Genomic DNA, 20,779 nt, shown 5'->3' on the forward strand with positions numbered 1-20,779 from the left:
AATAAATATAATATTATGAGCGCAAGAGTAAACATCGCGACAACAGAATCAGCGGCTTACAAAGCAATGATGGGATTAGAAGGATATCTTCAGACGATTTCTTTAAACCATATTCAAAAAGAATTAATTAAAATCAGAGCTTCACAAATCAATGGATGTGCATTTTGTTTGGATATGCACACAAAAGATGCGATTAAATATGGGGAAACTCCACAAAGAATCTATCTTTTAAACGCCTGGAGGGAAGCTTTGGAGCTTTACACAGAAGAAGAGCAAGTTTTGTTGGCAATGACGGAAGAAATCACTTTGATCAGCCAAAAAGGCTTAACTGAAGAAACATATTACAAAGCAAACCAATTGTTTGACGAAAAACAAATCGCACAGATCATCATGGCAATTGTAACAATCAACGGCTGGAACAGAATTGCAATAAGTACTCACATGCCGATTGCAAAATAAATTTTTAAGAACAAGTAATTTACCAAAAAGCGCTTCCCAATGTTGAGAAGCGCTTTTTCTTATGACGAAGCGATCTTTCAGTACACTAACATATAAGTTAACCACACACTTTGTCATCCTAGAAGGATCTAAATGGTTTAAAGTATGATTTTTATTAAAAAATATAGAGATTGCTTTACTTCGACAGGCTCAGCATAAACTTGCTTCGCTCCTCGCAATGACGGTGTATATTAAAGTTTACCCAATTCAGAATTGATAAAATCCAATTCTTCCTGAGAAAGATCGAAAGACATTGCTTTTGCGTTTTCTATAGCTTGTTGAGCATTTCTCGCTCCTGCCAAAACAACGGTGAGTGCGGGTTGTAAAGTCGTCCAGCGCAAAACTAATTGAGAAAGGGTAGCTCCTTTTTCCTGAGCAATCGGTTCTATTTTTTCTAAGAAAATTTTTACTTTATTAAGATCAAACTGAGAAAAATATCCGTTTCTGTGATCGTTTTCTTTTAATTTGTCTTCTTTGAAATATTTTCCTGTCAAAAGACCTCTTTCCATCGGGCTGTACACAATAATTCCAGAATTATTTTCCAAAGAATAAGGAACCAAATCATTTTCAATCGCGCGGTTCAGCATACTGTAAGAAACCTGATTGCTTGCCAAATTCAGCGTTCTGTTAGCTTCCTGCATTTGTTCAACCCTATAATTACTTACTCCGGCTGAAAGAATTTTTCCTTGCTGGATCAATAATTCCATAGCTTCCATAGTTTCGCAGATACAAGTCGTGCTGTCCGGCCAGTGAAGCTGTAGAAGATCGATGTAATCTGTTCCCAGTCTTTTCAAACTTTCTTCAACCTCCTTAATAATATTCTCTTTTGAAGCTAATTTATAAACGGGAATTTTTACACCATTTTCTTCTGCATCGAAGAAAAATTCACCTTTTCCATTATTGCTTTCATCCCACACCAAACCGAATTTGGTTAATAACTGAATCTTTGAACGGTCTTTTCCTTTAATAGCTTCTCCGATCATTTCCTCGCTTAATCCAAAACCGTAGAAAGGAGCGGTATCAATAGAAGTTACACCATGATCCAAAGAGGCATGAATAGAATCTATAGAGTCTTTTTTCTCATTTCCACCCCACATATTTCCACCGATTGCGAATGCTCCATGTGTGATGACGGATAATTCGAGATCTGTGTTTCCTAATTTTCTATATTCCATTTTTTTGTCTTACTTTTTTTATTTTAATTAAAATTTTCAACCATAAAAGGCACAAAGTTTTTAATACTTAAGATATTTTGAGTAATAATTTTCCATTTAGTTTGTCATTCCGGAGGAATCTAAACTCTCAGATAAAGAGATTAATTACTCCGTCTAGATTCCTCCGGAATGACAAAAAAGCTTCTTATTTTGTGACTTTTTTGGTTAAATATTTACCAATTATTTATTTAATTCCTTTAAAATAGCCTCACCCACACTTTTTGCAGATTGAGGGTTTTGCCCTGTGATTACTCTTTGATCGGTCACCACATGATTCTGCCAAAGTCCTGATTTTTCAAATTTCGCGCCTCTTTCTTTTAATTTATCTTCCAAAAGAAAAGGAACAACGTTGGTTAATTTCACTTCAGCTTCTTCTTCATTGGTAAAGGCATTGATTTTTTTGCCATCAACTAAATATTTACCATCGTTCAATTTAATATTAACCAAACCTGACGGACCGTGACAAACTGCGGCTACAATTCCTCCGTTTTGATAAATTTTTGAAGCGATATTGGCTAATTCTATATTGTCTGCAAAATCCCACATCGCGCCATGACCTCCAGCATAAAAGATGGTTGAATAATCAGCAGGATTTACCTGTGAGGGAGTTAAAGAATTGTCAATTTTACTTTTGTCTTTGCTTTCCCAAAACTCTTTATTTACGGGATCTTTTAAATCAAAGCCGTCAACGGGAGGAGTTCCACCTTTTGGACTTACGAAATCGATTTCGTAACCTGCTTTGTGTAAAACTTCCCAAGGATGCGAAACTTCACCAAGATAATATCCTGTATTTTCTCCTGTATCACCTTTTTTGTCATGACTGGTAACGACAAATAAAATTTTCTTTTTCATATTTTTTGATTTTTTGGTTTGAGCTTGAATGAATCCTATCGTAAATAAAGCAAGAATTAATAATGCTAATTTTTTCATATTTAAATAATATTTGTTAGATAAATTTGTGGTTTTTCCTGTAATTTTTCATCAATCAAAGCCCCGAAAGCCTGAATATAAGGTTGCTGATTATGCTGAGTTAAACCTTCCTGATTTTTCCAGATTTCATAGAAAACAAATTGGTTTTTATCTTCAATTCCTTGATGAAGCGTGTACAATTCGTTGGCTTCTTCTTTTCTGGTTTCTGTCACCATATTTTGAAGGACTTCTAAGACTTCTGCTCTGTGTTCTTCTTTTGCTTTAATTACTGCGGTAAGATAAATTTTCATTAGGCTAATTGTGGTTTTAATTCTTTTTCAAAAATGTTGGTAAGATGTTCTTTGTAGATTTTCATATCACGCTCGATGTTTGCGTTTTTTTCTACATCGTGGAAGTGAAAACTTTCCATTTTTTCGAGAGAAACAAAGGCGTTCATTCTATGAAATCCAAATAATGGTCCATTATCTACACTTGTTTCATTGAAAAATTCTCCCGGAAGCGTAAAAGCAGTTTCCGGCGCATTCCAACTTGTGGTTACCATGTATTTTCTTCCGCCAAGCATGCCTCCGGTTCCGTAGTTGATCTGTGGGTTATCTGCAGTTCTTCCGTCACTCATATAAATTCCTTTGGCGTGACCTGCTGTGAAAACTTCGTCGATATATTTTTTCAAACCATTTGGTAATTGGAACCACCAGATCGGAGTGTGATAAATGATAACATCTGCCCAAACGAATTTTTGAACTTCTTCATTTTTATCATAACCTTCGTCAACTGTTGTGATCTTTACTTCTACATTTTCAAATTTTTGTAGAACTTCCAACGTGCTGTCTGCAATTGTTTTATTATATTTTCCTCCTGAATGTCCGAAGTTTTGTCCACCATTGATGATTAATACTTTTTTCATTGTTGTATGATTGTTTAAATTTTACTCTGCAAAGTTAGGTTGGGATTTTGTATAATAAAAATAGTATAAATTATAGTAAAGTATCAGAATTATGATGGTTGTTTGAATTGTGAATTATAAGCCTGAGAATTGACTATTCACTTGCGAAGCAAAATTCACAATTCACGTTTTATGTTTAAATATCATACTGATCTTGAATATATTTCTAACATTTCTCCTTTAACTTTGTTTGAATAATTTGAATAAAATAGAAAGCAGATAGCAATTTTTAGCGATGTACACGGAAATCTTCCTGCATTGGAAGTGGTATTAAATGATATTGAAGAAAGAGGAATTCATCAAAAATTTTGCTTAGGAGATTTGGTTGATTTTGCACCTTGGGGAAATGAAGTGATCGAAAAGATCAAGAGTTTGAATATTCCTTGTTTAATGGGAAATCATGATGAAAGAATTGCTTTTGATATCCCGGTAATTCCTTTGAGTAAGCATTCTGAGGAGGAAACCACTGCAAGGTTTTTGGCTATTGATCATTCAAAAAAATACATTACAAAAGCGAATAAAAAGTATTTGTCTGAATTGCCTTTTCATTTAAAATTAAACTATAAAGTCGGGAAAAAACATTGGAATATTCAGTTAGTCCATTCAAGTTTAGAAAGTAATTATACCTATTTTTATGAATCTGAAAATGACGATATTTTTATTGATATGCTAAATGATTCTCAGTCTGACGTTGTCATTATGGGACATACCCATTTATCTTTTAAAAAATATTTTGATGGTAAATGGGCGATTAATGCTGGCTCTGTCGGACGTTCAAGAGAAGAAAACCGTTTTGCTTCTTATGTCATTTTGAATTTAGATGAAGATAAAATTACTCCTGAAATTATTCAGCTAGAATATCTGCTTGAAGAAGTTGCTCAAAAAATCGAAGAGAGTGAAATTCCGAATTACTATGCTTCATTTTTAAGAAACGAAAAGCTATCAGTATTCTGATTATTTTGTAGCTTTGTATCATGAAAGTAATAATTGAATCGTGAATTATCAATTCGCTTTGCTTGTCAATTTTATAGTAGAAGAATTTCACAATTCACTGCGAAGCAAATTGACTATTTCGCTAAATAAATACAATTATGGTTAATTTAGAATGGTACAGAACATTTAAAGCAATCTACAAAACCGGAACATTAACCGGAGCAGCAGAAGCTTTATTCATATCACAGCCGGGTGTGAGTTTACATTTAAGCTCTTTGGAAGCGTATGTTGGATATAAATTATTCGACAGAACAGGACGGAAAATGCATCCCACGGAAAGGGGGAAAGTATTATTCAATGCAGTTTCCGATCCATTAACAAAACTTGAGGATGTTGAAAAAAACTTCCAGAAATCTACCGAAAAAACAACCCCGACAATAAGTGTGGGAATGTGTTTTGAAACTTTTCAGACCACTTTGGAGCAGTATGTTTCTTCTTTGCCTTTTAATTTAATTATCAGCTTTGGAGAATATCCTGAAATGCTGGATCAGTTGGATAAAGGGATTTTGGACCTGATTATTACACCGAAAAAAGGAATTTCTCCTAATATTCAGCATGAAGCTTTTTCATCTGAACAGATTATTTTGGTTGGAGGAAAAGATGTTGATACAGAAGGTTTCAAAAAAATATTGAAAACAAAGGATAAAGAGCAGATTGAAAGTTGGTTAAAAGAAGAAAAATGGTATGGAACAACAGGAGATATGGAACATCTTTTCCAGTTCTGGACTTTGAATTTTGGGCATAAACCGGATTTCCGACCAAATTATATTGTTCCTAACTTAAATTCAATCATTCGTTGTTTGAAAGGTGGAAAAGGATTGGCTGTAATTCCTAACTTTTTATGCAAAGACGAGATTCAAAGCGGGGAAGTGAAATTAATTTGGGAAGGCGAGAAAAAGCTGGAAAATACGCTCTATTTCGGATGTAGAAAAAAGACGAGCTATCACTCAGAAATTGAGCATATCAAAGGATTATTTCGTCAGGTGATGGATAAGATTTAATTATGAATTATGAATTATGAATTAGCTCATTTAAACACAAATACCACAAACTATTTTCACAAATAAAACACAAACATCTGTGGCAATTTATGGGAAATAAAAACTTAGACCGTAATAAAAGACAAGTCAAAATTTCTAATTTTCAATAAAATTGGTAAGCAGAGTTTCAATTTTTTATCGGAAATTTGTTTGAATTTAGTAAAAAAATAAAATATTATGAAAAAGAAAACATATACAGGGCAGCCTGTAATTACATTAAATAACGGAGTTGACATTCCGGCTTTAGGTTTTGGTGTCTGGCAGATTGATGACCAGAAAGTGTGTGAAGATACAGTGATTAAGGCTATCCAAACGGGATACAGAATGATTGACACGGCTTCTATTTATCAAAACGAGATCGGAGTTGGAAATGCTATCAAAAACAGCGGAGTAAACAGAGATGAATTGTTTATCACATCAAAACTTTGGGTTCAGGATACTACGTATGACAAAGCAAAAAGTGCTTTTCAGAGAACATTAGACAGATTACAGCTGGATTATTTGGATATGTACCTTATTCACTGGCCTTACTCAGATTTTACGGGAGCTTGGAAAGCTTTGGAAGAATTGTATCAGGAAGGAAAAATAAAAGCAATTGGTGTTTGTAATTTTACGGTTGAAAAGCTGGAAGAATTAAAAGCGAATTCAAACATTCTTCCTGTGGTTAATCAGATAGAATTACACCCGATTTTCCAACAAAAAGAATTGCAGGTTTATAACAGAGAAAATAATATTGTTACTCAACCTTGGAGCCCTCTTGGAAACGGAAATGCTGAACTTTTAAATAACGAATCTTTAAAAGCTATCGCTGAAAAATATAATAAAACGGTTGCTCAGGTTATTTTAAGATGGCATTTACAGGAAGGATTCTGCGCGATTCCAAAGTCTGTGACGCCGTCAAGAATTGAAGAAAATTTCAATGTTTTTGATTTTGAATTAACGGAAGATGAAATGAATACTGTTCGTTCTCTAGATACCAATAAAAGAATATTCTTTGATCCAAAAGATCCGGAATGGGAAGAAAAGATGTTGAATTCTGTTGCAGATATTTAATGATTTTAAAATATTTTTTTCCCAGATTTATTAATTCAAGAGGAGAATTAACTTGGAAAGGAAATAGATAAAATGATATTACGTTAATAAAATTCAGTATTTAAGCAGAAAGTATTTAATTAAAATTAATTTATTTTTGTGACTTTAAAATTAATTATGAAAAAATTCTTTTTTCCATTTATCTTATTTTCGATTGTTTCCTGTAGTAGCGATGACGAGGTTCAGAATTCCGGCAATAAAGCTTCAATTATCGGAGAATGGTACATTGAAAAATCTGAGATATATCGATCGTCAAATCAACAGATTCAGATATCTTTCTCAACCGATTGCCAAAAAATGAGCACACATGAATTTACTTCTTCACACGTTTTCTCGATTTCTTATGCCCAAAATAATAATACATGCGAAAAAACAGATTCTGTAGCAAGGAAATACACATTCGATAAAGGAAATGGTAAATTCTGGTTTGAAGGTGAGGAAAATTATCCTTATTTCGTGACTCAGCTTACTTTAACCAATATGGTTATGGAAGACCGGACCCAGGATTTTGACGGAGACGGTACTAAGGATATATTAAAACGTTTTTATAAAAAAATCAATTAAAATAAAAAACTCCTTTCAAATCGAAAGGAGTTTTGCTTTATGTAAGAATTTATTTAGTCAGATCCAGTCCTCCAAAATTACCCGAACTCATCATCAGGAAAACACCGTTAGTTTTATCCAAGGTTTCCCAGTATGCGTGAAGTTCTTCGGCATTGGTAAATACTTTTAGATTTTCATTTTTAAATTTTTCTTTGATCAGATCTGGTGAAATCGGATCCATTCTTTTGATTTTTAAAGCATCTTCGGAATAGAAAACAATTGCTTCCTCCAATCCGTCCATGGCGTGATCATATTGCTCTAGAAATACAGGATTTAAGCTTGAATAGGTATGAAGTTCAAGAAAACCGTATTTTTTCTCTTTTTTAAATTGCTCACAGAAAGCTTTTACAGCAGCTTTTACCTTGCTTGGCGCGTGTGCAAAGTCTTTGTAAAGAGTTCCTTTGTCTTCTCTTTCCACTTTTTCAAGGCGTTTTGAAGCTCCTTTGAAACTCATAATCGCATCATAGAAATCCTCATCCATAATTCCCAAAGTATGGCAGATATGTCTTGCTCCTTCAAGGTTTAATAGATTGTGCGCTCCAAAAACAGAAAGCGGAATATCTCCCATTTCGGTTTTTAAATACACTTTTCCGTTGTTGATCTCGTATTCCGGCGTTTTGTAAGGTATTTTTCTGAAATAATTTTCAGCGGCTTCTACTACTTTTACTACTTCGGCATCTTCTTCATTATACACTAAAACTCCACCCGGAGTAATGCTTGCAACAAATCTCCTGAACTGCTCAATATAATCATCAAACGTTTTGAAAACATTGATGTGATCCCAAGCGATTCCGCTCATTAAAGCGATATTGGGCTGATACAGTAAAAATTTTGAACGTAAATCGATAGGAGAGGAAAGGTATTCATCACCTTCCAATACCATAAAATCGTTATCCTTAGTCAGTTTTACCATACAGTCGAAACCTTCCAATTGCGCTCCCACCATATAATCAACATCTTTCTGATGAAAATTTAAAACATGCAGAATCATTGAAGTGATTGTCGTTTTCCCGTGAGAACCTGCAATAACAACGCGGGTTTTGGTTTTAGACTGTTCGTAAAGAAATTCCGGATACGAGTATATTTTTAAACCCAGTTCTTTCGCTTTTGCTAATTCGGGATTGTCCTGATGAGCGTGCATTCCAAGAATTACGGCATCAATATCAGACGTTATTTTTTCCGGAAACCATCCCAATTCCTGAGGAAGAATTCCTTTCTTCTCAAGTCTTGATCTTGAAGGTTCAAAAATAGCATCATCTGAACCTGTTACCTGATATCCTTTGTCTTTTAACGCAATAGCAAGATTATGCATGGCACTTCCGCCAATAGCAATGAAATGGGTATTCAATTTATTTACTGTTTTTTAACGTTGTTATTAATAATCTCCTGGAAAGCATTTAAAATGTTATCCCAGTTGGTTTTATAATTTGGCATTACCAGACTTGCGTCTGTTTTATTACCTTCATTAGGACCTTTTTTAACATTAATAGAAGTCGTTACATTGTCGTATAATTTTTTACGATCTTCCTGTATTTTTCTAAAATTGTTTTGAGAAAGAATGTTATCTAACTTTTTTAGATCCTCATTGCTGATTTTAAAATCTTTTTTAATTTTTTTTCCCTGTCCCTCAAAAGAGTAATGCACATTATTGGCCTTGATAAGTAAATTCTCATAGATAGGAGAAGATCCCCCGTTTTTAGAATAACTTATGTCAAAATCTGAATATACTTTTTGGCTGTTACATGAAACTAATACTATGATTGCGAATAAGATCCCTATTATTCTTTTCATATTTAATCTACTTTAATTATCTGAATCCTTTTGTTCTAATTTTTTAGCTTTAAGTTCTTCATCATAATTGTGTAGTACATTGAAATCTTCGGTCTGCTCAATGGCAGTCATTATTTTCAACAAAATTTCTGGTGCTTTTTCGTTGTCATAATCGATGTCTAGAGGTGCTTTAAATTCCATCGTAGGTTTTACGCCTGTTACCTTTACGCGGAGACCTTTTTTATCAAACGCTCTTCTGAATCCGTTAATTTTGATCGGGATTACAATCGGGCGCTGATTTTTAACCAGTTTTGCCGTACCTCTTCTTCCTTGTGCAAAAGCCGATGTAGTACCTTGAGGGAAAGTAGCTACCCAGCCGTTGTCTAAGGCTTTCATAATATTATCAACCTCTGTAAGATCTACCATTCTGTTGACGTTCTGGCCTTCAGCTCTCCATGTTCTTTTTACGGTTACAGCGCCTGCAATTTTAAAAATTTTTGGAAGAATACCTTTATTCATGGTTTCTTCAGCTGCAACGTAGTAAAAGTCGATCTTTGGATTAAGCAGATAAATCGGGTTTTTTATAGTGTCTAAATATCCGTTGTTTACAGCACAGAAAGCGTGATACATTGCTGCCACGTCTGCGAAATAAGTCTGGTGGTTACACACAAAAAGCACATTAGAATCCGGAAGATCCACAAGGTGTTCTGTACCGGTTATTTTCAATTTATTAAAGCCATTGAATCTTCTGTAAGAAACAATTCCTAAAATAAAAATGATAAACCTTTTTAAAAAATAAGGTGTTCCGAATGCATCGGTGAAAATATTTTTCTTCGCCATTTTTTAATTAAACACGGTTGTGCAAAGTTACATTTTTTTCAACAACTGGCTGAATTCACTTAATATCATCGCTGTGGCTCCCCAGATGATGTATCCGTTGAAATTGATGACCGGAACTTCATGTCCTCCTGCGCTTGGCAAAGCCATTATTTCAGGCTTATCGGGAAGATTTAGGAAGGAAGTGATGGGAAATTCAATGGTTTCTACCACCTCAGTATGTTGTAAAATGAAAGTAGGGTCTTTTTTGGTATAAGAAATATACGGATAAACGTAGAAATTACTTGGCGGAATGTAGATCGGAGACATTTCTCGTATGATTCTTACATAATGCTTTTCAATGCCTATTTCTTCCGAAGTCTCGCGAACGGCTGTTTCTGCAAAATCTTTATCCATTTCCTCGCGTTTTCCGCCAGGTAAGGATATTTGTCCGCTATGTCTGTCTCTTTCGTTCTCGGTTCTTAATATTAATGGAAAATACCACTCATCATCTTTAATGTACAAAATAATATTTACGGCAGCGAATTTTGGATTCTTGGCTAATACCTCATCATATGTAAAAACGGGACGTGAAGGAGGTGAAAAAACACCATGAGCATGTTCTCCGGGTAGTTCAACACTTTTTATTTTTCGTAATAAATCTTTTCCAAAATTTTCCATAGCTCAAATTTAGCAATATATACTGAAGAAAAGAAGAGACAAAAATGTTAATTAATGATAAAAGGATAGAAAAATAAGTAATGAATAATTGGTAATCAATAATAGATTTACATAAAACAATCCCCGTATTTATACGTAATTACTTACCGTGATGATCAATAAACCGTAAACGGTTACAAACAGTACTGTAATTAATGATTTTTAAAATTTGCCCTTTTGTAGTGGTTCGCCAGATTGCTTTAGCATCTACCTTTGTCTCACTATTAACCAATTAATTTTTATTAAAATGAAAAACTTTATAACAGGTGTGTTTACACTAATGGCCATGGGTTTTGCTTTTGCACAGGCAAATATTGATGTAACAACTCAAACTGGTAACTGGAACGTTGCTACCGTAGACCAAACAGGTTTAGTAAATATGAATACTCTAAATCAGGATGGAAATCGTAATACTGCCGATATAGATCAGGTTGGAGCTTTCAATACCAACACAGCAGAAAGTATCGGAAACAGAAACTCAATAGACGTAGATCAATTGGGAATTGGGAACTCAAATGAAGTGAGCCAAACAGGAAACAGAAACTCTGCTACAACATGGCAGGTAGGGTTGATGAACATTACAGAACAAACTCAGGTAGGAAGAAGAAATGAAGCTTCTTCAATTCAATTGGGTAGTGATAACTTTGCTTTCCAACTTCAGAATGGCAGAAGAAACGAAGCTTCTTCTATTCAGCTTGGGGATGATAACACGACTCTTCAGGTACAGCTAGGCAGAAGAAACGAAGCTACAGGAGTACAGGTTGGTGACGGAAATATTCTTATACAATACCAAGATGGAAACGATAATGTTGCAATGCATGGTCAAGTAGGTGATGATAACGTTGCAGTTGCTGTTCAAGAGGGTAATGGTAACACTGCAATGGGATTACAGTGGGGTTCAGACAACCAATTGTACCAACAACAGGATGGAGATGACAACACAGCTATCGATCTTCAAATGGGAGATAACAACTACGCTGCAATCACTCAAAGTGGTGATTCTAACATCCATTTAGGAGCTCAGGTAGGAAACAATAATACAATCATGGTTAATCAATCAAATTAGGAAAAGTACATTACAGATCAACACGGAGAGGCTGAGGCCTCTCTTTTTTTGTTTAAAAGTTTCAATAATTTTAAAACGTAACCATAAACCGTGATTTTTCAACTGTAACGGGTAAGTGTGTTTTATAGAGCGCTGTAATCCAGTAACTTTAATAAAAATTAATACCATGTTTAAATTGTCGTGGAGTGTCTTCACACTTCTCATTTTCTTGTCTGTGAAATCACAGCAGATCGATTGGGATCGCATCAACAGCAATACTGTTCTTAATGTTATTACCGGACAGAATCCTGATCAGGCGATGTCTTATTCCAATATGATTCAGATGGGTGATGCCAATAATGCTGAACTTTCTCTTAATGCTAAAACAAATATTTCGGTAAAACAATTGGGAGATTACAACAGCCTTTACTTTAATAATTCATTTACTGATACTGCAACCAAGACAGCTATTACAACGCAGGGAAACAACAATATTATTGATGTTACCGGAAGTAACAGTATTTCGGATGACCTTCAAATACAGGTGAAAGGAGACAATAAAACGATTTTCATGAGAAACTATTAAAACCCAAATGATGAAAAATTTTTATTCTTTGATTTTGTGTTCTTTTATTTTCCTGTCTGTTTTGATTAGCGGACAGGAAGATAAAAAAATCAATGCAAAAATTGAAAGTAAAATAATGGAGGGGCAAATCAATCTGAAAGCTGTGGTCACCAATAATACCACCATCTATAAAGAACTAAATTATCTCTTGGTTTCTATTAAAAAAGGGAACGGCGGAAATCTTTCAAACAATCAGCAAAGCGGAAAATTTTCTATTAATCCGAATGAAACAAAAGTATTATCTGAGATTAATGTTAATCTTGAAAAAAAAGATGCTTTAAAAGTTTTTCTTTATGTAAAAGATGAAGAAACTCAAAAATTAATAGCCAAAGACAGCCTTGAACTTAATAATGATTCATTTAAAAAGAAAGTGAGTAAAGTAGAAGAAGATGTTGTTTTTGAATTAAAAGGGTTAACGATCGATGAAACCAAAAGCAAAGTAGGAAAAGATTTTTATGATTTTTTTTACCTTCAATACAGCCAGCTTCCTGATAAAAGCAATTCAGCCATTACAATCTCAGAACTTCCCGGCCGTGGAACCAACGGACAAATTAATATCGAAATCGATGATAAAGTAGTTTACAGTTTTATGACCAATCCAAGCGAAGATTATCTTAAAGAACAATTAACGAATAGTTTAAAATACATCAAAGAATTTAATGCAAAGAAAAACCTTATAAAAAATGAATTTATATACTAAAAACGTCCGCCATGAAAACTTTAATATTTATTTTGACTTTTTTTGCAGGGATCTTCCTCGGTAAATCTCAGCAACTCGTCTATAAACCGGTAAATCCTGCATTTGGGGGAGATACATTTAATTACCAGTGGCTTTTAAGTTCGGCAAACGCTCAAAATCAATTTGATGAAAAAAATGATTACGGTAATCTGCTGGATAATTTAAATTCTGTTGACGGTTTCAGCCAAAGTCTTAACCGACAGGTTTTGAGTGAATTGTCCAGAAAATTGTTTGAAGATCAGTTCGGAGAGGGAAGTATTCAGCCCGGCAATTACCTTTTTGGGTCATTGTACTTACAGGTTACAACTACCGCTCAAGGACTTTTAATAAATATTTTGGATACCAGCACTGGCGATCAGTCCGAGATCGTAATTCCAAAATAAAATAAAAAAGTAACTAAAAAACCAAACTTACCATGAGAGCTTACACTTACACCAGAATTTTTTTCTGTGCCGTCATGTTGTGTGTCGTACAGGCGTGCAGCTCGTTATTCGGATTGCCGTCCAATCCCGAAAAATCTACGATGGGAGAGAACACCTCTTACACCGCAGAATTGAAAAATTTACCCTTACCTAAAGAGAAAATCGTTATCGGTGTTTATAAATTCAGGGATCAGACAGGGCAGTATAAGCCTTCTGAAAACGGAAATAACTGGAGCACCGCTGTTCCACAAGGAACCACGACCATTTTAATTAAAGCTTTGGAAGACAGCAAGTGGTTTATCCCGATCGAAAGAGAAAATATAGCCAATCTTCTGAACGAAAGACAGATTATCAGATCCACAAGACAGGAATATTTAAAAGATGCCGAAAAAAACAGCCAGGCTTTACCACCACTCTTGTATGCCGGAATTCTTCTGGAAGGTGGTGTGATTTCCTATGACAGTAATATTATGACCGGAGGATTGGGCGCCAGATATTTTGGAATTGGAGCTTCAACTCAATACCGACAAGACAGAATTACCATTTATCTTCGAGCTGTTTCTACGTTGAATGGAGAAATCTTAAAAACAGTTTACACCTCAAAAACCATTCTTTCTACAAGCGTCAACGGAAGTTTTTTCAGATATATTGATACTGAAAGATTATTGGAAGCTGAGGTTGGAATGACGCAAAACGAACCCGTTCAGCTTGCCGTATCCGAGGCCATCGAAAAATCTGTAAAATCATTGATTGTTGAAGGTATCAGAGATAAAATATGGGGAAAAGCAGTTGATAATACCGTAGATTATCAGGCTTTGATCGATAATTATAACAGGGAACAGGATCAAAATCAAAATAGAGCCATCGGAAATAGATATCCGGATAATCAAAGAGGAAAATTCTCGATTTTTGCTCAGGCTGAGGGACAAAAAATAAAAGATGATTACATTAATCCTAAAATGAATATTGGCGGAAAATTAGGCTTTAAATATTTTATAAGTCCAAATTTCAATGTTGAGGTTAGTGGGAATTATTTCACGTTGGAAAATGAAAATATTGTTAAAAGAAATTATTTCGTTCCCGAAGTTAACCTTGAATATCTGATTTTTCCTAAATATAAATTCACTCCTTACATCTATGGAGGTCTTGGAGCGATGTATTCTGAGTTTAAACCTAATTACAAAGGCCAGGCAGGAGGCGGATTAGAATATCTGATTGATAAAAATGTTGCTGTAAGAGCTTCAGCACAATATGATTTGGGTTTTAAAGATAATTGGGAAGGTTTGGTGAACGGTAAAAGGAAAGATCAGGCGCTGCGATTTGCGCTGGGAATCAACTTTTACATTGGTAACAAATAAAAACATAAACTATGAAAACTTTAATACAATTAATCAGCATAATCATCCTTTCTGTTTGTTTATTTTCCTGTAATGAGGAGCTTGTAGATCAGGCTCAGACAGGAGTTTTAAAAGGAAAAGTGGTGAAAAGAGGAACCAACGAACCTATTGCCAATGTGAAGATCTTCACAGCGCCAACAACGCAAACCGTTTTTAGCGGAACAGATGGTTCTTTTGAAATAGCAAGCATGCCTGTGGGCAATTATTCTGTAAAAGCAGAATTGTCCGGTTATCTTACCAATTTTCAGGCAGTTAATGTACAGAACCAGAATCAGGTCGTGACCGTAGTTTTTGAAATGGACGATGACGAATCATTAAATTCTCCACCCACAACACCAGTATTGCTAAGTCCGGTAGACAACGCGGTGAACCAGCCTCTGAGTGTGGAATTGACATGGAATGCCACCGATCCCGATACGGCAGATGTTTTGAAATATAGTTTAACAATTAAAAATAATCTTGACACTAACGTGATTCAGGTTAATGATTTGACGGCGAAACATTATTCGCTTTCAAATTTGAAGTTTGGTGTAAGTTACTTCTGGCAGGTGTCTGTTTCGGACGGCATTCACCAGCCAGTTTTAAGTGCTATTGGCAAATTTACCACCAATACGGTTCCCTCTAACCGTTATCATTATGTTCAGAAACAAAACGGAAATCTGGTTATTATGTCAAGTGATGCAGCAGGAAATAATTTCCAATTTACGAATTCGTCCTACAATAGCTGGCGACCACGAAAAAATAATAATGCCGGATTAATCGCTTTTTTAAGGACAGAAGGCGGAAGCGCGCATCTTTACACAGCAAATCCTGATGGTTCCAATTTATTTAAAGTAACATCGGTTCCTGCAGCAGGTTTTAATAATTTTGAAATGGATTTTTCATGGAGTACGAACGGGCAGGAGCTTATTTACTCGAATTTTAATAAATTATATAAAATTAATAAAGACGGAAGCGGACTGACGCTCATCTACACAACTCCCGACGGAAGTATGATCTCAGAATGCGACTGGAGCTATGACGGCAGTAAAATAGCTTTAAAAACCAATGATTTCAACGGTTATAATGTGAAAATTTATATTGTTGATATGGTAGGAAGCGTTGTAAAAACCATTCTCACCGGAGTTGCCGGAGCTGCCGGAGGTCTGAATTTCTCCGTTGACGGACAATTGTTGCTCTACACAAAAGATGTTTCTGCCTATCAGGACGGAAGCGGAAATTACCGCCAGCTTGATTCGCGTATTTTCATCTATAATTTAGCAACAAATACAACAATCGATATTTCTACCGAAAGCGATAAACCGTTAGGAACAAACGATCTTGATCCTAGATTTTCGCCTAATAATGCACAAGTTATTTTCATGAATACTTCTAATGATAACGTTTCCCAGAAAAACGTTATGACTATTGATCTGAGCAGTTCTATGACAGATCTTGTAAGAACTGCTCTTTTCAGTAATGCCGAAATGCCGGACTATGAGTAACGACTAATGAAAAGTGAATTGTGAAAAGTGAATTTTGCTGAGCAAGTGAATGCTGAATTTTAGAAATTGACAATTCACTATTCCCCATTCAAACCTAGATTTTTTTCATATATTAAAAAATTCCAAACCCCGTAAGGTTTGGAATTTCTGGTTAATTAGTTTGGGTAGTGATCAGTCGATCATATGATTTTCAAGTGCATATTTTACAACGCCTACAGAATTTTTTACATTTAATTTAAGGAGAATTCTTTTGCGGTGGGTTTCTACGGTATTGATACTTATGAAAAGTTTTTCGCAGATATCTTTACTGCTGAGGCCGTCGCAAATGAGTTTTAAAATTTCCATTTCGCGTCTTGTAAGAGGATCTTTGATCTGAAGCCTTTTTTGAGCCTGCTCACTGCTGATAAAATTGATCATTCTGTCTTTTGCGTGATCACAAATATAAATTTCGTTAAGCAGAAGAGCCTGAATAGATTTTATAAACTCGTCATATCTGCTGTTTTTATCAAGATAACTTTTAATTCCTTTGTTAAAAAGTTTTCTTATATCTACAATATCATAGCTGTTGCCAATGACAATAATTTTTATGTTTTTATTTTCTGAGGTTATGCTTTCTACAGATTTATAAAGTTCTGTAAGCATAAGCATGTTTGAACTTATCATGAGAAATTCGGGTGGCTCCTTTTTTAATTGTATTGATAATGCTTCGTAGCAGTTGAATACGTCAATGGAGTTAAAAATTTTACTTTGGGTAAGTAATTTTGATAAACCTTCTGTGTACAATACAGGCTCATCAAAAATAGTTAATCTAGGTTTCATCATGGTTAGTTTTGTTTATATAAAAATATAAAAAAATATTTACATTTTAAACAAAATAATCACAATATTGTTCTTTTTTTTAACAATAGTTATGGTAAATTTTAAATTTATTGATTATTTGTTAAATAATTCTCTTTGGGTGGAATTTTTATCTGAAAATTTAGAGTTATTGTTAGATAAATCTAATATTCATGGGTTTTTTGAAGTGTATAAAAATTATATTAAATTGATTTAATTAACACAGTAGGGATATGTTTCACAGGGAAATTTACTGAGTTGGCAATAAAACAGAATTCATTTGCCTTATGATGAAGCTCTTTTGCCTTTTCAATCATCGATTTTTCTGTGATTATGACGGTCGGATTAAGCGTAACTTCTATAAAATGACCACTTCCGTTGTCTTTTTCTTCCATAATTCCGGTTGCGTTGTCGGTGTAATCAACAACAATAATTCCGGCTTCTGAGCAAAAATGCAAATACCACAACATGTGACATGATGATAAAGACGATAGAAAAAGATCTTCAGGATTGTGTTTTGTCTTATCTCCACGGAAAGCGGGATCCGAAGAAGCTTCAATAACAGCTTTGTTTTCTACAGAAATGGTGTGGCTTCTTTCGTAGCTTCTGTAATTGCTGGTTCCGGTTCCTTTGTTGCCGGTCCATTGGATGGTGGTTTTGTAGTGGTGTTTTTTCATTTTGATAAAAGTGAATAGAATTTTGAGTTCTTGAGAATTTGTTTTATAATATCTTCTTTATCTTTTTTAGAGATAGCCTCACTAAGTTCCCAATCAGGTAATCTAATATTTCTATTCAGGAAATTGATATTATAAGAAGTAAATTTATTTTCACTTCTAATAATTATGTTTTTGAAAGAATTTTCAAACAATGTTTTTAAGTCTTCCTTATGATATTTTTTGATAAGAGTATTATAAGCTAAAATTGTTATTTCTGAATTATCAGCAATCCCGTTTTCAATGATATTTGGAATAAGAATATCGAAAGCTTTTTCGTGTTGTTCTAATTTTATATAACATTGTGAATATAATTCAGCCATAGCTATTTCGTCTTGAGCATATTCATTTCCACAAAAATGTCTGTAAGGATACTTTTTGGTTTCATTAAGATATTGGACGGCTTGTTGGTAGTTTCTATCTCTAATTTCTATTCTTGCAAGTGTTTTTAATGCTCTATTTTTATAGTTTGAATAAGGTTCGCCCATAATTCCAGAACCTACACCTATTTTTTCCAAATCGTCTGCATTACTGTTTAGTATTTTCTGAAAAGTTTTTTTAGCATTATCATAATTACCATTTTCGATTTCTGCAAATCCTTTATTATTTAAAGCTCGAAAGATTAATTTTGATTGTGGAAATTCTTTTATTAGTTCATCATAATTGCTAATTACCTTTTCAAGGGTATTTTCTTTTAGTTCAATAGCAAAATTTCTTCTTAACTTATTTTGTTCAGTTAAATTGATTGTATCTTGATTAATTTCATCATTAAGATTATCATTCAAAAATTCTTGGAGAGTAATTGCTCTTTCGAATAAAATTAAATCTTGGTTTTGGATTTTTTCTTGTCCAAAAATAACGGTAGAAATAAATATTAAATTTATATAAAGAAAGTTTTTCATTTTAAAGAATTGTTAGTTTCAATAGTAACTGTAAATTTATATAAATGGTTTAGTGATTTGATGTTTTTAACAAAAAAACCTCCAGACAAGCCAGAGGTTTTAAAATTTTGTATTAATTAGAATATCCTATCAATTCTTCCTTTTTCGAATTGTAAATCTTGTATTCTAAATATTTAAAAGAGTCCCTTGGGATGATGGTTACCCATTTTTTATACTTGATAAACCATTTCATCTGGATACTTTTAATACCTTTTGTAAGGTAAGCTTCCACGAAAGGGTGTACATGAAGGTAAAGTTTTCCTTTATCCTTTTGTATAATATTTCTGATGGTTTCTTCCAATCTTTCCACAATAACGATCGGAGCAATGATTTCTCCGTCTTTATTTGGGTTGTCTTCTTTTGTTTCGATCTGTTTTTCCTGACGGTTTCTTTGTCTGGTAATCTGTATCAATCCAAATTTACTTGGAGGCAGGATCTTGTGGCGAGCTTTGTCGCGCATCATTTCTGCTTTCAGATGTTCAAATAGATCTCTTCTGTGATCGGGGTTTGGCATGTCTATAAAATCGATAACGATGATGCCGCCCATATCACGGAGACGCAATTGTCTTGCGATTTCTGTTGCTGCCATTTTGTTCACGTTCAGAGCGTGTTCTTTATTGGCAGAGTTTCCGGTTGTGATATTGTTTCCGGAGTTTACGTCAACTACGTGTAGTGCTTCTGTGTGTTCTATCACAAGGTAAGCACCTTTTGAACTTGGAATATTTACGTGTTTTCCGAAGCTTTGTTTAAGCTGTTTTTCTACGTTATAATATTCGAGGAGAGGGATGTGTGAATCGTAAAACTGAACAATGTTTTTTCTTTCCGGAGCAATTACTTCTACATAATTTTTCATTTCTTCCACCATTTGCTCGTCATCACAGATGATGCTTACAAAATCTTGGTTGAAATTGTCTCTCAGAATAGCTGAAGCTTTGTCGTCTTCGCTTAAAACTTTAGACGGAACCTTGTTTTTCTGGATATTTTTAAAAGTGCTTTCCCATTTCTGAATCAGCTGATTCATATCATTATGAAGGTCGGCCACTTTTTTTCCTTCTGCAACAGTTCTTATTATAACGCCAAAACCTTCTGGTTTTATGCTTTCAATAAGGGTTCTCAATCTTTCTTTTTCCTCATAGCTTTTGATCTTTTTGGAAATAGAAACTTTATTGTCGAAAGGTATTAAAACCAAAAAACGTCCCGTTAAAGAAACCTGAGTTGAAATCCTCGGTCCTTTTGTAGAAATAGGTTCTTTGGTAATTTGAAGCAGAATAAGATCGTCTTTAACAATCACTTTTTCTACTGTTCCGTTTTTGTCGATTTCGGGTTGTATCTCGAAACTTTTTAAACTTGAAGTACTTTGTTTTTTAGAAATAGTATCTTTCAGAAACTTTTTGTACGTAAGATATTGCGGTCCCAAGTCCTGATAATGCAGAAATGCGTCTTTATCGTAACCAATATTTACGAATGCTGCATTAAGGTTTGGAGCCAGCTTTTTTACTTTTCCTATAAACAAATCTCCAACTATAAAATCACTTTTGTCCTCTTCCTCATGAAGTTCGCATAGTCTTCCGTCTTCTAGCAGCGCGATCTTCGTAAAGTCGCCTTCATGTGAAACTATTAGTTCTTTCTTCATTTTGTTGTAAGATAAAATTATTAAGATGTTGTGAAATTGGTGTGGTTTTTATCAGGATGATTAAGTTTTTAAATTTATGAATTAAATCAAAACCACCATACTTTATTAATAAAAAAAAGTGACTACCCTAATTTTGCACAAAATCTTATAGTTGTTGCAAAACAAAAATATAGTCGGCGAACTTTAAAAAAATAAAACCACCAACTATATTGTTATATTGTAAATCTCGAAAAAAAGAGATTATTTTTTCTTGTGTCTGTTCGCTCTTCTTCTTTTCTTTCTTTTGTGAGTTGCAACCTTGTGTCTTTTTCTTTTCTTTCCGCT

General features: G+C 34.2%; 23 protein-coding genes. 11 read left to right on the forward strand and 12 right to left on the reverse strand.

The window, feature by feature from the left end; all coding sequences use genetic code 11:
• The first annotated feature begins 15 nt into the window (after positions 1 to 15).
• Entirely contained in the window at positions 16 to 459 is a 444-nt protein-coding gene (locus tag EG348_RS11615) for a carboxymuconolactone decarboxylase family protein (RefSeq protein ID WP_123983277.1), read from the forward strand.
• A 230-nt stretch (positions 460 to 689) separates the two neighbouring features.
• Here EG348_RS11615 and EG348_RS11620 read toward each other — a convergent pair whose 3' ends face one another.
• From EG348_RS11620 to EG348_RS11635, 4 genes are all read right to left on the reverse strand, one after another.
• Positions 690 to 1,673: an aldo/keto reductase gene (locus EG348_RS11620; RefSeq protein WP_123983278.1), complete on the reverse strand. Its 984-nt coding sequence runs from the start codon at positions 1,671 to 1,673 to the stop codon at positions 690 to 692.
• 219 nt (positions 1,674 to 1,892) lie between these two features.
• Entirely contained in the window at positions 1,893 to 2,642 is a 750-nt protein-coding gene (locus EG348_RS11625) for a type 1 glutamine amidotransferase domain-containing protein (protein WP_228414717.1), read from the reverse strand.
• 2 nt (positions 2,643 to 2,644) lie between these two features.
• Entirely contained in the window at positions 2,645 to 2,932 is a 288-nt protein-coding gene (locus EG348_RS11630) for a putative quinol monooxygenase (RefSeq protein WP_123983279.1), read from the reverse strand.
• A complete protein-coding gene (locus EG348_RS11635; protein ID WP_123983280.1) occupies positions 2,932 to 3,546 on the reverse strand; it encodes an NAD(P)H-dependent oxidoreductase in 615 nt (204 codons plus the stop codon). Before EG348_RS11635 ends, EG348_RS11630 begins: the two co-directional genes overlap by 1 nt.
• A 303-nt stretch (positions 3,547 to 3,849) precedes the next feature.
• Here EG348_RS11635 and EG348_RS11640 point away from each other — a divergent pair, with 303 nt between their 5' ends.
• The 4 genes from EG348_RS11640 (at position 3,850) to EG348_RS11655 (ending at position 7,274) form a co-directional block, all read left to right on the forward strand.
• The gene (locus EG348_RS11640) at positions 3,850 to 4,539 is read left to right on the forward strand and encodes a metallophosphoesterase family protein (protein ID WP_262696720.1); all 690 of its coding nucleotides are present in this window, start codon (positions 3,850 to 3,852) and stop codon (positions 4,537 to 4,539) included.
• A gap of 137 nt (positions 4,540 to 4,676) precedes the next feature.
• Positions 4,677 to 5,579, forward strand: a complete 903-nt coding sequence (locus tag EG348_RS11645) for a LysR family transcriptional regulator (RefSeq protein ID WP_123983282.1) — start codon at positions 4,677 to 4,679, stop codon at positions 5,577 to 5,579.
• A gap of 216 nt (positions 5,580 to 5,795) precedes the next feature.
• The gene (locus tag EG348_RS11650) at positions 5,796 to 6,671 is read left to right on the forward strand and encodes an aldo/keto reductase (protein WP_123983283.1); all 876 of its coding nucleotides are present in this window, start codon (positions 5,796 to 5,798) and stop codon (positions 6,669 to 6,671) included.
• A 156-nt stretch (positions 6,672 to 6,827) separates the two neighbouring features.
• On the forward strand, positions 6,828 to 7,274 hold the full coding sequence (locus EG348_RS11655; protein WP_123983284.1) for a lipocalin family protein: 447 nt from the start codon (positions 6,828 to 6,830) through the stop codon (positions 7,272 to 7,274).
• A 49-nt stretch (positions 7,275 to 7,323) separates the two neighbouring features.
• Here the strand turns inward: EG348_RS11655 and EG348_RS11660 are convergent, their stop codons facing one another.
• From EG348_RS11660 to EG348_RS11675, 4 genes are read right to left on the reverse strand one after another with little or no spacing between them, the layout of a single operon-like run.
• Positions 7,324 to 8,661, reverse strand: coding sequence for a UDP-N-acetylmuramate--L-alanine ligase (locus tag EG348_RS11660; protein WP_123983285.1), 1,338 nt, complete (start codon positions 8,659 to 8,661; stop codon positions 7,324 to 7,326).
• Positions 8,662 to 8,666: 5 nt separating this feature from the next.
• On the reverse strand, positions 8,667 to 9,104 hold the full coding sequence (locus tag EG348_RS11665) for a hypothetical protein (RefSeq protein ID WP_123983286.1): 438 nt from the start codon (positions 9,102 to 9,104) through the stop codon (positions 8,667 to 8,669).
• A gap of 12 nt (positions 9,105 to 9,116) precedes the next feature.
• Entirely contained in the window at positions 9,117 to 9,923 is an 807-nt protein-coding gene (locus EG348_RS11670; RefSeq protein ID WP_123983287.1) for a lysophospholipid acyltransferase family protein, read from the reverse strand.
• Between the two features lie 27 nt (positions 9,924 to 9,950).
• A complete protein-coding gene (locus EG348_RS11675) occupies positions 9,951 to 10,580 on the reverse strand; it encodes an NUDIX hydrolase (RefSeq protein ID WP_123983288.1) in 630 nt (209 codons plus the stop codon).
• 286 nt (positions 10,581 to 10,866) lie between these two features.
• Here EG348_RS11675 and EG348_RS11680 point away from each other — a divergent pair, with 286 nt between their 5' ends.
• From EG348_RS11680 to EG348_RS11705, 6 genes are all read left to right on the forward strand, one after another.
• Positions 10,867 to 11,685: a hypothetical protein gene (locus tag EG348_RS11680; protein ID WP_123983289.1), complete on the forward strand. Its 819-nt coding sequence runs from the start codon at positions 10,867 to 10,869 to the stop codon at positions 11,683 to 11,685.
• 166 nt (positions 11,686 to 11,851) lie between these two features.
• Complete coding sequence (locus EG348_RS11685) at positions 11,852 to 12,250, forward strand: hypothetical protein (protein ID WP_123983290.1); 399 nt, start codon at positions 11,852 to 11,854, stop codon at positions 12,248 to 12,250.
• Positions 12,251 to 12,257: 7 nt separating this feature from the next.
• Positions 12,258 to 12,989 carry a curli production assembly/transport protein CsgE gene (locus EG348_RS11690; RefSeq protein WP_228414718.1) on the forward strand — a complete coding sequence of 244 codons (732 nt, stop codon included), beginning with the start codon at positions 12,258 to 12,260 and terminating at the stop codon, positions 12,987 to 12,989.
• A gap of 11 nt (positions 12,990 to 13,000) precedes the next feature.
• Positions 13,001 to 13,411, forward strand: coding sequence for a curli production assembly/transport component CsgF (locus EG348_RS11695; protein WP_123983291.1), 411 nt, complete (start codon positions 13,001 to 13,003; stop codon positions 13,409 to 13,411).
• Positions 13,412 to 13,443: 32 nt separating this feature from the next.
• Complete coding sequence (locus EG348_RS11700; protein WP_123983292.1) at positions 13,444 to 14,808, forward strand: CsgG/HfaB family protein; 1,365 nt, start codon at positions 13,444 to 13,446, stop codon at positions 14,806 to 14,808.
• Positions 14,809 to 14,819: 11 nt separating this feature from the next.
• Complete coding sequence (locus tag EG348_RS11705; RefSeq protein WP_123983293.1) at positions 14,820 to 16,331, forward strand: carboxypeptidase-like regulatory domain-containing protein; 1,512 nt, start codon at positions 14,820 to 14,822, stop codon at positions 16,329 to 16,331.
• A gap of 171 nt (positions 16,332 to 16,502) precedes the next feature.
• Here the strand turns inward: EG348_RS11705 and EG348_RS11710 are convergent, their stop codons facing one another.
• The 4 genes from EG348_RS11710 to EG348_RS11725 form a co-directional block, all read right to left on the reverse strand.
• Entirely contained in the window at positions 16,503 to 17,153 is a 651-nt protein-coding gene (locus EG348_RS11710) for a response regulator transcription factor (protein WP_228414719.1), read from the reverse strand.
• A 218-nt stretch (positions 17,154 to 17,371) separates the two neighbouring features.
• Positions 17,372 to 17,845: an OsmC family protein gene (locus tag EG348_RS11715; RefSeq protein WP_123983294.1), complete on the reverse strand. Its 474-nt coding sequence runs from the start codon at positions 17,843 to 17,845 to the stop codon at positions 17,372 to 17,374.
• On the reverse strand, positions 17,842 to 18,783 hold the full coding sequence (locus EG348_RS11720; protein WP_123983295.1) for a tetratricopeptide repeat protein: 942 nt from the start codon (positions 18,781 to 18,783) through the stop codon (positions 17,842 to 17,844). The genes EG348_RS11715 and EG348_RS11720 overlap by 4 nt, the downstream gene beginning before the upstream one ends.
• 112 nt (positions 18,784 to 18,895) lie before the next feature.
• On the reverse strand, positions 18,896 to 20,455 hold the full coding sequence (locus tag EG348_RS11725) for an Rne/Rng family ribonuclease (protein ID WP_123983296.1): 1,560 nt from the start codon (positions 20,453 to 20,455) through the stop codon (positions 18,896 to 18,898).
• Between the last annotated feature and the right edge of the window lie 324 nt (positions 20,456 to 20,779).

It is taken from the genome of Chryseobacterium sp. G0201 (genome assembly GCF_003815655.1).
Lineage (GTDB): Bacteria > Bacteroidota > Bacteroidia > Flavobacteriales > Weeksellaceae > Chryseobacterium.

Bases quoted from the DNA above. Each gene is read 5' to 3' on its own strand.
- EG348_RS11615 (WP_123983277.1), top strand. From the start codon at position 16: ATGAGCGCAAGAGTAAACATCGCGACAACAGAATCAGCGGCTTACAAA.
- EG348_RS11620 (WP_123983278.1), bottom strand. From the start codon at position 1,673: ATGGAATATAGAAAATTAGGAAACACAGATCTCGAATTATCCGTCATC.
- EG348_RS11625 (WP_228414717.1), bottom strand. From the start codon at position 2,642: ATGAAAAAATTAGCATTATTAATTCTTGCTTTATTTACGATAGGATTC.
- EG348_RS11630 (WP_123983279.1), bottom strand. From the start codon at position 2,932: ATGAAAATTTATCTTACCGCAGTAATTAAAGCAAAAGAAGAACACAGA.
- EG348_RS11635 (WP_123983280.1), bottom strand. From the start codon at position 3,546: ATGAAAAAAGTATTAATCATCAATGGTGGACAAAACTTCGGACATTCA.
- EG348_RS11645 (WP_123983282.1), top strand. From the start codon at position 4,677: ATGGTTAATTTAGAATGGTACAGAACATTTAAAGCAATCTACAAAACC.
- EG348_RS11650 (WP_123983283.1), top strand. From the start codon at position 5,796: ATGAAAAAGAAAACATATACAGGGCAGCCTGTAATTACATTAAATAAC.
- EG348_RS11655 (WP_123983284.1), top strand. From the start codon at position 6,828: ATGAAAAAATTCTTTTTTCCATTTATCTTATTTTCGATTGTTTCCTGT.
- EG348_RS11665 (WP_123983286.1), bottom strand. From the start codon at position 9,104: ATGAAAAGAATAATAGGGATCTTATTCGCAATCATAGTATTAGTTTCA.
- EG348_RS11670 (WP_123983287.1), bottom strand. From the start codon at position 9,923: ATGGCGAAGAAAAATATTTTCACCGATGCATTCGGAACACCTTATTTT.
- EG348_RS11675 (WP_123983288.1), bottom strand. From the start codon at position 10,580: ATGGAAAATTTTGGAAAAGATTTATTACGAAAAATAAAAAGTGTTGAA.
- EG348_RS11680 (WP_123983289.1), top strand. From the start codon at position 10,867: ATGAAAAACTTTATAACAGGTGTGTTTACACTAATGGCCATGGGTTTT.
- EG348_RS11685 (WP_123983290.1), top strand. From the start codon at position 11,852: ATGTTTAAATTGTCGTGGAGTGTCTTCACACTTCTCATTTTCTTGTCT.
- EG348_RS11690 (WP_228414718.1), top strand. From the start codon at position 12,258: ATGATGAAAAATTTTTATTCTTTGATTTTGTGTTCTTTTATTTTCCTG.
- EG348_RS11695 (WP_123983291.1), top strand. From the start codon at position 13,001: ATGAAAACTTTAATATTTATTTTGACTTTTTTTGCAGGGATCTTCCTC.
- EG348_RS11700 (WP_123983292.1), top strand. From the start codon at position 13,444: ATGAGAGCTTACACTTACACCAGAATTTTTTTCTGTGCCGTCATGTTG.
- EG348_RS11705 (WP_123983293.1), top strand. From the start codon at position 14,820: ATGAAAACTTTAATACAATTAATCAGCATAATCATCCTTTCTGTTTGT.
- EG348_RS11710 (WP_228414719.1), bottom strand. From the start codon at position 17,153: ATGATGAAACCTAGATTAACTATTTTTGATGAGCCTGTATTGTACACA.
- EG348_RS11715 (WP_123983294.1), bottom strand. From the start codon at position 17,845: ATGAAAAAACACCACTACAAAACCACCATCCAATGGACCGGCAACAAA.
- EG348_RS11720 (WP_123983295.1), bottom strand. From the start codon at position 18,783: ATGAAAAACTTTCTTTATATAAATTTAATATTTATTTCTACCGTTATT.
- EG348_RS11725 (WP_123983296.1), bottom strand. From the start codon at position 20,455: ATGAAGAAAGAACTAATAGTTTCACATGAAGGCGACTTTACGAAGATC.